This is a genomic window from Sphingobacterium sp. 2149, from assembly GCF_031455655.1.
Classification (GTDB): Bacteria; Bacteroidota; Bacteroidia; order Sphingobacteriales; family Sphingobacteriaceae; genus Sphingobacterium.
Window position 1 is genome coordinate 297,641 of sequence record NZ_JAVDTD010000001.1, and the last position, 12,698, is coordinate 310,338.

Annotated in this window: 8 protein-coding genes; 7 read left to right on the plus strand and 1 reads right to left on the minus strand. The window is 36.1% G+C overall.

Annotation, left to right across the window (positions count from 1 at the left end):
- Positions 1–66: 66 nt before the first annotated feature.
- Positions 67–4,575: an AAA domain-containing protein gene (locus J2X77_RS01205; RefSeq protein WP_310078568.1), complete on the minus strand. Its 4,509-nt coding sequence runs from the start codon at positions 4,573–4,575 to the stop codon at positions 67–69.
- Positions 4,576–5,435: 860 nt separating this feature from the next.
- Here J2X77_RS01205 and J2X77_RS01210 point away from each other — a divergent pair.
- The 7 genes from J2X77_RS01210 (at position 5,436) to J2X77_RS01240 (ending at position 12,627) form a co-directional block, all read left to right on the plus strand.
- The gene (locus J2X77_RS01210) at positions 5,436–8,126 is read left to right on the plus strand and encodes a TonB-dependent receptor (RefSeq protein WP_310078569.1); all 2,691 of its coding nucleotides are present in this window, start codon (positions 5,436–5,438) and stop codon (positions 8,124–8,126) included.
- Between the two features lie 37 nt (positions 8,127–8,163).
- On the plus strand, positions 8,164–8,925 hold the full coding sequence (locus J2X77_RS01215; protein WP_310078570.1) for a GLPGLI family protein: 762 nt from the start codon (positions 8,164–8,166) through the stop codon (positions 8,923–8,925).
- A gap of 5 nt (positions 8,926–8,930) precedes the next feature.
- Complete coding sequence (locus tag J2X77_RS01220) at positions 8,931–9,485, plus strand: RNA polymerase sigma factor (protein WP_310078571.1); 555 nt, start codon at positions 8,931–8,933, stop codon at positions 9,483–9,485.
- Between the two features lie 11 nt (positions 9,486–9,496).
- The gene (locus tag J2X77_RS01225; protein ID WP_310078572.1) at positions 9,497–9,985 is read left to right on the plus strand and encodes a hypothetical protein; all 489 of its coding nucleotides are present in this window, start codon (positions 9,497–9,499) and stop codon (positions 9,983–9,985) included.
- 86 nt (positions 9,986–10,071) lie between these two features.
- Positions 10,072–10,278 carry a hypothetical protein gene (locus tag J2X77_RS01230; protein ID WP_310078573.1) on the plus strand — a complete coding sequence of 69 codons (207 nt, stop codon included), beginning with the start codon at positions 10,072–10,074 and terminating at the stop codon, positions 10,276–10,278.
- Positions 10,279–10,398: 120 nt separating this feature from the next.
- A complete protein-coding gene (locus J2X77_RS01235; RefSeq protein WP_310078574.1) occupies positions 10,399–11,298 on the plus strand; it encodes an AraC family transcriptional regulator in 900 nt (299 codons plus the stop codon).
- A 114-nt stretch (positions 11,299–11,412) separates the two neighbouring features.
- The gene (locus J2X77_RS01240) at positions 11,413–12,627 is read left to right on the plus strand and encodes a TCR/Tet family MFS transporter (protein WP_310078575.1); all 1,215 of its coding nucleotides are present in this window, start codon (positions 11,413–11,415) and stop codon (positions 12,625–12,627) included.
- Positions 12,628–12,698: the final 71 nt, after the last annotated feature.

Genomic DNA, 12,698 nt, shown 5'->3' on the forward strand with positions numbered 1-12,698 from the left:
TAAAGTCACCATTACAATAACAATTCTCCTCCTTGTTTTTGGTATAGTTAGATCATCCATTCATCGCTAATTATCACTTATATTGATTTTCGTTGCGATATGCACATGGTTACCTAAATTTGCCTCTTCCTGATCCTGTTGACGGATAAAATCAATTAGTCGCTCTAACTCTCCGTTGGTATCATCCCACCATTTAATGGACCATATCCTATGAAATATAAATCCATATCTTTCAAGTTGCTCCTGGCGGAAGTTGTCCCAGGCGTAAGCTTCCGGACTGTTATGGTATTTTGCGCCATCACATTCTATTGCGATTAGTGGTTTGTGGCTTATTTTTGATTTTACAACGATATCAATCCTAAAACCGCCTACCGAATGCTGCTGTTCTAAGCGATCTGCGCCAATATGCTGTGCAAGTTGTTCAAATATTTCGTCTTCAAACGGAGACTCAGACCCTAAGCTAAATTCCGCGGGTTCATACAGTTTATCTGAACAGTACTGACTCAATAATTCAAGAATGCCCTTCCGCAAGTTGTCATTCCCTTCACTTACCGCTTTCGCATAGGTAAAGTAAGCGTACATAATACCACGTCCTTTATTGCCATTCTGCTGGATAAGATTTGGGTACTGACGAACATACTCCTGCGGGAAAGAAGTACATACATATACTTTAGACCGCGCTCGAGTAATGATTACATTCAACATGCGATGTCCCTTGCCCTGTATAATCGGACCAAAGTTTTGACTAAAGGAGCCGTCGGCTTTTCGCCCAAATGTCGTTGAGAGAATGATAATATCCCGTTCGTCGCCCTGAATGTTTTCGAGATTTTTAACAAAAAATGAATCTCCCGCCTGCGCCATTAAACTGTCGAATACAGGGTCATGCTGACGAACTGCACTCAGTTCCTCCAGGATTAAGTTGCGTTGATAGATATTGAACGTAGCAACACCCACGCTTGGAATACTATCTTTGGCATCCTTCATGATCTGTTGTAACAATTCGACCACTTTCAGCGCCTCTTGCTTATTTACTTGCCCCTCATACAATCCATCAATCTGTAAGTATTCTATAGGAGTGTAGTGCTCCTTTGCCGGAACCGGCATTAATCTATTTCCGTAAAACGCATGGTTGGAGAAGTCGATAAGATAAGGGTGTTTAGAGCGGTAATGAACTTTTAGATAAGATTCAACGAACCCCTTGTCTACAGCATAAGCGAGTAAGGATTCGCTATCCGCAAGGTCAAGCTGAGCAGCTTGTAGCGCAGTCCGATCTGAAAATTCATCTTCGGAGTCTTCCGTCTCATCATCAATCGGGTCAAGCAGCGCTCCACTTCCCTCGAAGTAAGAGGAGGGAGCCATCTGGTGCTTATCACCGGATACAATTTTAGCCTTCCCTCGGATCAGAGCCGCGTACGTATCTTCGAGACGCAGCTGACTGGCCTCATCAAATATGACCACATCAAAAATTCCTTCCTGTAGCGGCAGTATCGAGCTGCATACCGAAGGATTGACCAATAGTACAGGAAAGAAATCAGTAAATAGTTCAAATTCTCTATTCACAATGGTGCGGAGTGAATTGCGACGCATTCCCTTAGCTCCCTTTTTGTTAAACAAACTATTTATGTTTTGTCCTCTGGATTTGAACTTTCCTACAGCGTCAGCCTGTTTTTCCGTCCACAAAGCAATAATGCTATTCAGCTGCGCATTATTAAACTCTTGTTTTTGCTGCTGATATTGTTGTAGTTGATAATCGCTTTTTGGCAATTCCTGTGGTTCATTTGTGGTGAGTATCCAATACAAATACCAGCATTCAAAAGCATCAGCCCAATGGTCTTTAAGATGAATGCTGATTCGGGTAACAAGCTTTTGTTGCACTTCGTCCACTGAAAGGAAAAATGATTTCCACTCATGATAGCTACGGAAATCACTCATATGTTCATTGAACATTGTAAAGGTATGCTTAATCGTATGACATAGGTCCTGTGCAGCCTGAAGACTCGTATACGGCAGAAATACTCCATTTGTTATATTTCCCGTTAACTGGTTACTCTCAATATCATCAATCGAGTTTTGTAGACTCCGATAGGCATCAGCGCGTGCCGCGTAATAGTCACGAAAATGATTAAAATGCCTTAATTGAAAAGTAACTCTCTCAATTAGATAGGGTACTGCCTCAATCAAGCCGTTGATATCAGTAACTGGAGTCGTTGGAACGATATTGTAATCAGCGATTAGCATTTGCTCTATACTATCCAATTTTTGAAGTAGGGGAGCTACTTGCGCTTTTAGTTCACTCAGTTCAGCATGAAAACGATGAGCATTAATATTAGCCAAATAGCTATCTATCGTATAAGGATATTCTTCTTTCCAATTCGCTGCCTTTTGTCGTAGTTCCTCAATATTGTTGAGATAAATGGATAAATCAGTCGTTTCCAAATGGTCGTTATATTGATGTTCAATATAATTTTTTTGAACATGGAATGATCTTACCTGCGCGATGCGATTCTTTAATTCAATTCTTGTTTGTTTTATCTGCTTGTGCTTTCCCGAGAATATACTCAACAAACTTGTTTTAAATTTCGCGCCGCTACTATTATTTAATAAGTTACTACCATATTGCGCAATGCTTGACTCAGCGTAGCCAAGATAAGTTGATAGTGCATGGCTTAGCGATAAATAATAGCTGCTGTAATGTTGTTGTAAAGCATCATCATATTGCTTGAAAAATTGTATTGCTTTAATCCGGACAGATTGTAATCCTACGACAATTTCATTGATTCGCTGTTCCTGAGGAAAAGTAGATGGTAATTCCTTTTCCTTCACTGAATCTCCAATACAAAATGCTAAAAAGGGCTTAAAATCCTGCTGCATTATTGCGGGGATGCCGCTCAAAAAATCATCAGCCCACTGCTTTCCAATTACTTGAAGTTCAGTAATAACCTGCTCAATGGTTGGTAGCTGTTTATGAGCGTATGCAATAAAATCTTCAATTCTTACACGCGATGGTCCAACCTGTTGGTCTAAAAATAGAGCGTCTGATAGTGGTCTAAATATGGAATGGACCTGATGCGATTGCTTAAATAAATTATGGCTATGCTTTAAAACAACCAGTGTCCTTTCCAGTTCTGTATGATCCTGAGCGAAATCAAAGTCCTCTTTCGGTATAATATTTTTGAGCGGTACATCCTTAAAGTTTTTTAATAAAGCCAAATACCGTCCGACGATCTGCGGCCAACTTTTATCGCCGTAGACCGTTTCAGCTAAGGCAGCATGCTGTGCGTTGATACGTTCAGCTGATTCCTTGAGTTTTGACTTTATCGTATCATATTGGTTTTGGGCTTGCTTTACTGAGATGTGAAACGGAACTCCGATCTGACGGTCTCTGACAGAATCTACGATTGCTTCACGGGCATCGTTTACGTCATCAATTACACCTACAAGAGCGCCGATCTGAGTATTCGTACGTTCGATATTTGCTTTAATCACATCAAGCGCTGTTTTCTTTTCGCAGACGACCAGACACTTTAGTCCATTGGCAAGTGCATTTGTAATCAGCGCAGTTAATGATTGACTTTTTCCCGTCCCTGGAGGGCCTTGAATTATTTGATTCGGTTCATTTCCGAGCGCACTTATTATGGCCTGTTGGCTTGGATCGGTATCTACGGCACTGAAAGGTGTAGTCGATAGATTTTCTACTTTAAGCTCATCAAATTCAAAGGCATCGAAGCGATCTAATAAGCGGGAAATGTCGGTGATAATACTTTCTTTTTGCGCTCTGAACAAACCAAAAATACCACCAAAATGAATGTAAGCTTTGTTATTGGCTATAGCATCTATCTGGGATGCTTCGGGTAATACGTTAATGGCTGTTTCAAAGTTTTTTCGTAGCACCTCGAGTATCTGCTCTTTACTATTCGCATTGAGTGCTTCCAGTACTTCAGCACAAGCGTTCACTAATTCGTTGCTATCAATCAGTGCGTCTTCTAAGGCTTCATTAGCAAGATTGGGGAGAGTAATGTCATCTTCGCTTTTGATAAAAGAAAGGAGCACCTCGTTGATACTAATCGGGTGAATATCTGAATCCACTATTTTACCATTTGATTGAACCACTTTATTTCGCAAAAACGACCATTCATTGACTTTGTTTTTAGATTTAACGGCCTCTAGTTGCCAAATGAATAATGGGGCTTTTATGATTTTCGAGGGGTCTTTTGAAGATCTTTTTATAAGAATAGGATAGCCGAACCCGAGGGTCTTCATCCCATGTTCTTTAAAATAATCTTCATTTTCTATGATAATCGAGTTCAGTCGTTTAGAAATTAAGGTCAGTTTCTTTTGAGTTTCCGCATCTTTTTCATTAAGGTCTATTGTATCAAATGAAATCTTAAATTCAACGTGTGCTTTGGTCAACAACGTATCCAAAAATAATTTGGCGAGGCCATCCTCGATGAGGTCAAGCTGCTGGAGGTCTAACCGGGTGGCCAATCGCCCTGGCAATGCATTTAAATGAATAGAGCGCGCGTTGCCGCCTTTTAATTTACTCTGTAATGATTGCAGGAAAATCTTGGATGACATAACTGTAATATTTGTATTTATCCTAATATACAAATATTCGGTATAATCAGCAATGGAATCAAATTACCTAACCAAGGCCGGTCAACAATTTTGGTACACACCTTTCCCTACTTAAAATAACCTTTTTTACCGATTCCACAGAAACAAGTTTCTTCGTGCCTTAGATTTTTGCCTTTCGTACACATGGACTGTTAGATCAATAAATCATTAAAAGATGGGTTGGAAGGTCAAATTCAAAGTTGAAAGTGGTTTTTTAATGACCAGTATTTAACGCATAAAATGTTTGATATTTGGTTTATGCATTTTATTCTATACATTAGTTGTATAATACCTGTCGCTTAATCCAGTACCGCGGTGAAATTAGGATTAATTACAAATTTGCCTTCTGCCCAATAAATTTTTTAACAAACACGGTAACCGACATTTATTTCTTGCGTCTAACAAGAAAAGTAGGATTAAAAATATAGATTATGAATTTTCAACAGTTAATTTGGATCGCAGTTGCGATAAGTGTACTCATTTCAATTTTTGGCGTCAGCTATCTGAAACATAGGGAAAATATGTTTCTTATCCGTAGAAATCAATATTTAAAACAAGGGCCTAATATATCTGGATATTTTTCAAGTGGGTTAATTTTATTGGGGATATGTATTGGTGTTACAGTTGGTTTGATTCTAAGACCGTACATAAATAGCGAAATTATACCTGGCGCATTGTTATATATTTTGTGCGTATCATTTTTCTGCGGAATCGCTCTTTTAATTATATACTATTATTTTAAAAGTTTGAAATAGAATATGCTAAGGGGATTAATATCGCGGGTTATATGTTTGCTTTTACTTTACATCTCAATTTTCAGTATGTCAAATAGAAAACTATTTGCACAAGAGCACTTTGAGATTAGAGGAAAAGTGGTTGATTCCGCTGATAATGCTCCTTTAAGCAATGTTTCCATTACATTTCTCAGATCTAAAGATTCAATATTGATCGCTAGCACTAGGACTAAGGAAGATGGTAGTTTTTCAATAAAAAGCTTAGTGCTAGGTAACTATTTGCTATCTGTTTCCCACCTACGTTATACAGCATACAAAACGAGATTAAACGTTACAATCGTTGGAAGTATACCAACCCTGGAATTGATAAAACTTGAAAGGAAAAGTATAAAACTTGAAGAAGTGCTTGTCAAGTCAAAAAAGGTGGCAGCCATCACCCTTAAGGGAGATACGTTAGAATTTCAGGCGGATAGTTTTAAAGTGCGAGAAAACGCACGGGTTGAAGATCTATTACGGCAGTTTCCAAATTTTGAGGTTGACAAGAAGGGCAATATTACAGCCAATGGAGAAAAGGTAAAAAGAGTGCTATTAGAAGGAGAGGAATTTTTTGGAGATGATCCGACTTTGGTAACCAAGAATATTCGTGCAGATATTGTCGAAAAAATTCAATTGTATGATGGCGATAGTGAACAAACTCAACTTGGCGGAAATAATTTTGGTAAAAAAGAGAAGACTGTTAATGTCACTTTAAAAGCTAATAAGAAAAATGGATACTTCGGCAAGTTGCAGGTAACTGGAGGTACCCCGAAAATATATGATTCCCAAGCTATGTTAAATTCGTTCAGTTCAAAACGCAAGCTTGCGGGCTATGGTATATTAAGTAATAATGGAATTACAGGTTTGGGTTGGGAAGATAAAACCAATTTTAGTAACAATGAATTCGGAATCGACGAGGTTGATGGAAGTGGAGGTAATTTCGAGGGTAAAGGAATTCCAACAGTGAAAACGGGGGGAGCACATTTTGACGAAAATTTTGTAGCCAAAAAGTATTATATCAATGCCAATTATAAAATTGCAGATTATAACACACGAGGATTTGAGAATTCCGTAATTGAAAATATTCAACCTGACAACAGTTTCACACGTTTCTCTAAAGAAGAATTCAATACAAATAATTTAAGAAATAAGGCTGACTTGAGAATAAAAATGGCGCTAGATTCAGTCAATACATTTAATCTATTTCTAGAAGGGCTAAAAAGTAAAAACAATGTTCAAAGCATGTTTTCGGATAGCAGTATAAGGCAAAGTGGAATTAAAATGAATGAGAGCCAGCGGGATATCTATCTAAACGGAGACGGCTCTAGTTTTAATGGTTTCTTCGTGTGGAATAGGAAATTCAGTCCATTGAGTTCTATTTCCATTCGCTTAAACAGTTCAAATGCTAGGGCAGAAACCGAACGCAATTTGTATGCAAAGAATTTATTTTATAACCTTTCGGATGAAGAAGATCAGCTAATAAGGCTGAATGAACGTCGTTTTAATACGAAAACTAACCTACAGTATGGTGGGAAAATTGCATACAACAATCAATTTGGGAAAGCAATAACTTTAATATCAGAATATGAGTTGTCATTACAACAATCTGATAATACTACTGAAATTTCCAATATTGACACCGCGTCGTCTGTTTTTCATACTGCGATGAAATATAAGCTTAAACAAGCTACTCATAAATTAAGGGCGTCGTTTGAATATTCACAGGCACATATCCAGATGAAAATTGCTCCTGGTATTGAGCTTAATCAGCAAGATCAAGTAGATTTTTTTAATAATAATAACCTCAATAGAAAGTTTGTCAATTGGTATCCAAATTTAGAAGCCAAATATATATTTCCGAGAAAAAATAGGTTATTGTTTAACTACAATGGCAACACCGTACAGCCCAATATAAGTCAGGTTCAACCTATACAGATTAATGATGATCCCTTGAATGTTTTTGTGGGCAATCCATTGCTTAAACCTGCATTTAAGCAGTCGTTTAATCTAAATTATAGGGATTACATGTTAATGGAAGATAAAACCATCCTATTAAATGGTCTATATGCAGTGGAACAACACGCTATAGTTCCTAAAATTACGACAGATTCAGTTGGAAAAAGTATTTATGAGTTTGCTAATCTTTCAGAATTTGAACAAAAATCATTTGACAGCTACCTAATTTATTCCTTTAGATTGTCGCCGATTGATATTAAGATTAATAGTGATGTTGGTTATAGTTTTGCACAAACAGCCAATTATATTAATGAACTTTTGAATGAAAATAAAGTACAGAGACTTAATTTCTCATTAAAATTTTCAAAAAGAAATCCGGAAAAATATGATATCTCAATTTTATTCAATACAAAATATAATACGATCAAATCTTCGTTGGATGAAAATCTCAATGCTAATTATTGGACATATTTAATTGTTCCAGAGTTTTTGTTTTATCCATCCAAGAGGTATGAACTTTCATTAAATGGGACTTACGATTACCAAGAGCCTATCAATGTATTTAGTAAAAAGTTCGAACGATGTATTGTAAATTTCTCTACTGCTAGATCATTTTTTAAAAATCAAAATTTGGTAGTTAGAGTATCTGCAAATGATATTCTGAACCAAAATAAGGGTTTTTCAAGATCTGTAAATAATAATTTGATTGTTGAAAATACCTACTCCTCGATCGGAAGAAACTTTTCACTTGGCTTGATTTGGGAGATTAACAAAATGGGAAATTAAAATGAATCACAATATGTACAAAGAAACAAAAAATGATATGATAAATATTCAAAGAATAGTGTTAATTACTATCGCCCTACTTTTCTTCTTTGGCGATTCCCACGGGCAGCAAAATGTTTCGACGTCAGGTATCATTCAATTCCAAAAGAAGGTGAATAACCATGCACAATTTAAAAATATGTTTGATGATCAGACCCCGCAAGGTAAAAGATTGATTGACAACTTTACAAAAATGACAGAGCCATTCGATACGTTTTATTTTTCTTTGGAGTATGCAGACAATAATACGTTGTACAAATCCGAAGAATACGTTGAAAGCAGAAACATATTAAGTGAGATTACTGCTCAAAATGCCGTATTTACAGATCTAGATCAAAAACATGCTATTTCAGCAATGACCATTTTTGACAAAAAAATTAATATGGATGAAAAGACCATGTCGATCAAATGGAAATTGACAGATGAAACACGCAACATAGCGGGATACAATTGTATTAGAGCCAATGGAGTGTTTGGCGACTCTATCTATGTTGTGGCATTTTATACTGAAGATATCGCGTTGTCCGGTGGACCAGAGCATTTCAATGGCCTGCCAGGAATGATTTTGGGAATCGCATTACCACATGATCACGTCACCTGGTTTGCTACTAAGGTTTATAAACGATCTACCTCTGGTCACGTGCAGCGAGAATTTGGGGGGGCTAAAATAAGTAGAAGTGAGATACCTGGGTATTTAAAGAAAGCAGTTATTCCTAAGATAAAAATCAAGGAAGAGATGTTTGATAGAATCATGTACTAACCTAAATGGTATCTGATACAAATAAAACGAGTGACGAAAAACTTATTGAAGAAGTTTTTAATGGAAATATGATGTCTTTTTCGATTTTAATAGAACGGTATAGTTCGTTTGTTTTTCAAATTGTTATCAAGATTACTGGTGATAGAGAATTTGCAGAAGAGATTACGCAGGATATTTTTCTCAAGGTATATAAAAACTTACATAAATTTGAGTTCAAGTCTAAATTTAGTACCTGGTTGTATCGTGTGACCTATACCACGACAATCTCTGCGAATAGAAAAGCATCTAGATTATTCTTAGTAGAAGATTTCGAGCAGCAGTATTCTAATGAGATTTATGAAAAAGAAGCCGAAGTTGAGTGGCTAGATAAAGGTCAGTTAAATATGGCCTTTAAAAAAGCTCTATCTGACCTTGACGAAGCCGATAATTTGATCATAACATTATACTATCTAAATGAACAGTCTATTGAAGATATATGCACAATTTTAAATCTCAAGAATAGTGCGGTTAAAACCCGACTTCATCGAGCTAGAACACGATTAAAAAAACTCTTAATATAAATTTTTCCGAGATGTCTGAACACGAGTACACCGAAAATATGCTTTGGAATTTTGTTGATGGCAATCTTTCCGAGCAGCAAAAAAAACATTTGTTACGGCAATGCGCTGTCAATAAAGCGTTGGCCGATAAACTGCAGGAGATCAAATCTGCCCACTCCCAATTGAAACATTTGATGGAAGGATCTATTACCCCCGGACCTCCATTAACTAAAGCCGTCATATCAGAAATAAATAAATTTGAAATGGAGAAAATGGAATCTGATAAAAGATTTGACTCTGGTGTTATCATAGCCACTTTTTTGATACTTATTGGTTGTTTATGCGTTCCCTTCTATTATTGTATCACAAACGAAGCTTATAAGGACAGTCTTTTAGCCATCGTTAACAATGATTTCTTTTTGAACTGTATTCTCGTTGTATTAACTTTCATCGCTTCACTATTTGTTTCTTCCAGGATTAGGCTGTCGCTATTGAAAGAAGGTCTTATGCGTAATTTTTAGACCCAACATTTTAATGTACTATTATGCTCCTTGAACAGATGATTTGAGAACAATTGGTGTTTTTTATTAACTGACTTAACCTCTTTATGATGAAGTTTTTTTTATTTTTTGTTATCGTATTATGCTATGCATGCGCTCAATCAGCAGATGCAGATCTGGAAAATACCTTAAATAGCGCTGGTAAAAATAGGCCAGAACTAGAGTATGTTTTGGATTATTATTCAAGACATGATGAGGACAGCCTAAAATATAAATCTGCCAAGTATCTTTTGGAGAATATGCTCTACTTCTAAATGCTCCAGTTTTTTTTCAAACTTTTTTCTTACTGATATAGGAAGTGTTCTATGTTTAAATTATTGATAATGAGATGAAATACCTCATATTGATGATTTAGTACCTTATTAATTTAATATATGATTTCAATTTTTAGATATTTGCAAATGGCTCTATTGATAACTTTGGATAATGTCTATAAATTGTACAATCTTGATTCTTCAAAAAAGACGGAAGGAATAGTTATTCTCAATCAGCAAAATGATCCTAAAAAGGAATATACAAATAATAGCCGTCTATTTGATGGTTTATTACTAGGATTTCTGATACAAGGATCCATGAAAGCACAGATTCATTTTTTAGAATATGAAATGAGCGCAGGGGATATTGCTGTTTTACAGCCGCAATTGCTGATGGATACAAAATCATTGAGTGACGATGCCCAAATTGTAACCATTGGTCTTTCGTTAGATTTTATTACAGCATTTCCAATTTTACGTGAGTTTGTAATGAACAACCAAATGAGATGGCAGCCAGTTATCAGACTTCAACCTGAAGAAATTAAGTTGCAAAATGATTTATTGACGCTTATACAAAATTTCTATAATAAAAAACCTAGCCATAATAAAACGGAAATGCTTCGACATCTTGTTATGGTTCTCATAAGTATGATTTCTGAAGTATATTCTTCTTTACCGAGTAACAAAAGCTTGGTTAGAAACCGCACACATGAGATTATAGACGATTTTTATCTACTCATTTCAAAACATGCAAACCAACAAAGAAGCGTTGCGTTTTATGCTAATAAGCTACATTTAACACCACAATATCTTTCCACCTTCCTGAAACAGAGAACTGGAAAATCTGTATTACAGTGGATTGATCATATCACCATTCTACATGCTAAAACACTATTGAAATCTTCTAATTTATCAATTAAAGAAATTAGCAGCGAGCTTCATTTCGAAGAAACGAGTGTCTTTTGCCGATACTTTAAAAGAATAGTGGGGGTGTCGCCAAAAACCTATAGAAACGAATAATAATTTATGTCCTTTTTATCTGAACTATTTACAGCATATGATTAGCTTTCAGATTGTACGTAAACACCATTAAATTGTCAATACCTGCTATTTATCGCTGTTTAATTTTACAGGATGAAAAAAACAGGTAAAAAAGCAGCTATTGGATTTATATTTATAACGTTGTTGATTGATATTACAGGTTGGGGAATTATACTTCCCGTAGTTCCTAAACTCATTGGAGAACTTATCAATAATGACCTAAGTGAAGCTGCGAGATATGGAGGTTGGCTTGGTTTTGCGTATGCCATTACGCAATTTATATTTGCACCTATAGTGGGTAATCTTAGTGATAAGTATGGAAGACGCCCAATTATTTTAATTTCTCTTTTTGGATTTGCTATTGATTACGTACTCTTAGCACTAGCGCCTTCTATTGGGTGGTTGTTTTTTGGAAGAATCATTGCCGGTCTTACTGGGGCTAATATTTCAACAGCTAGTGCATATATAGCTGACATATCGACCGATGAAGACAGAACTAAAAATTTCGGCTTAATCGGCGCAGCTTTTGGATTAGGATTTATTATAGGTCCTGTAATAGGTGGTTTGCTTGGCCATTATGGCGCGAGAGTTCCTTTTTATTTCGCTGCTATATTATGCATGGTCAATTTTCTTTACGGCCTGCTTATACTACCGGAAAGTTTAGAAAAAGATAAACGTCGGTCGTTTAGCTGGAAACGTGCAAATCCTATTGGAACAATTAATTTTTTGAGAAAACAGTCAAAAATATCAAATCTCGTCATCGCTTTAATTTTGGTCTATGTTGCCCTCCACGCTGTACAAAGCAATTGGCATTTTTTTACTATGTATAAATTTAATTGGACGGAAAGAACTGTAGGTCTATCGCTTAGTTTGCTTGGCTTATTGCTTGGCTTAGTACAAGGCATTCTAATGAGGTGGACAACGCCAAAATTAGGGGAACATAAAAGTGTATATTTTGGGTTGCTATTTTATGCATTAGGTTTAATGCTTTTTGCATTTACTAATCAAGGGTGGATGATGTTTGTTTTTCTCGTTCCTTATTCCTTAGGTGGAATCTGCGGACCAGCACTTCAATCAATAATCAGTAAAAATGTTCCTGCAAATGAACAAGGTGAACTGCAGGGGGCATTATCAAGTTTAGTGAGTGTTACGGCTATTTTGGGTCCTCCAATTATGACAAACTTATTTTATTATTTTACTCACGATAAAGCACCATTTCAATTTTCAGGAGCTCCGTTTTTTCTAGCATCCATTTTAATGTCTATTAGTGCAATTATCATATATTTTGCTTTTCGACAAAAACGTTAAAAAGACGCTAATGATTAAATGCCTCACCCTTCAAATAGCTGAGTCTATTTTCGTTCATAGCTTCTGTTTTG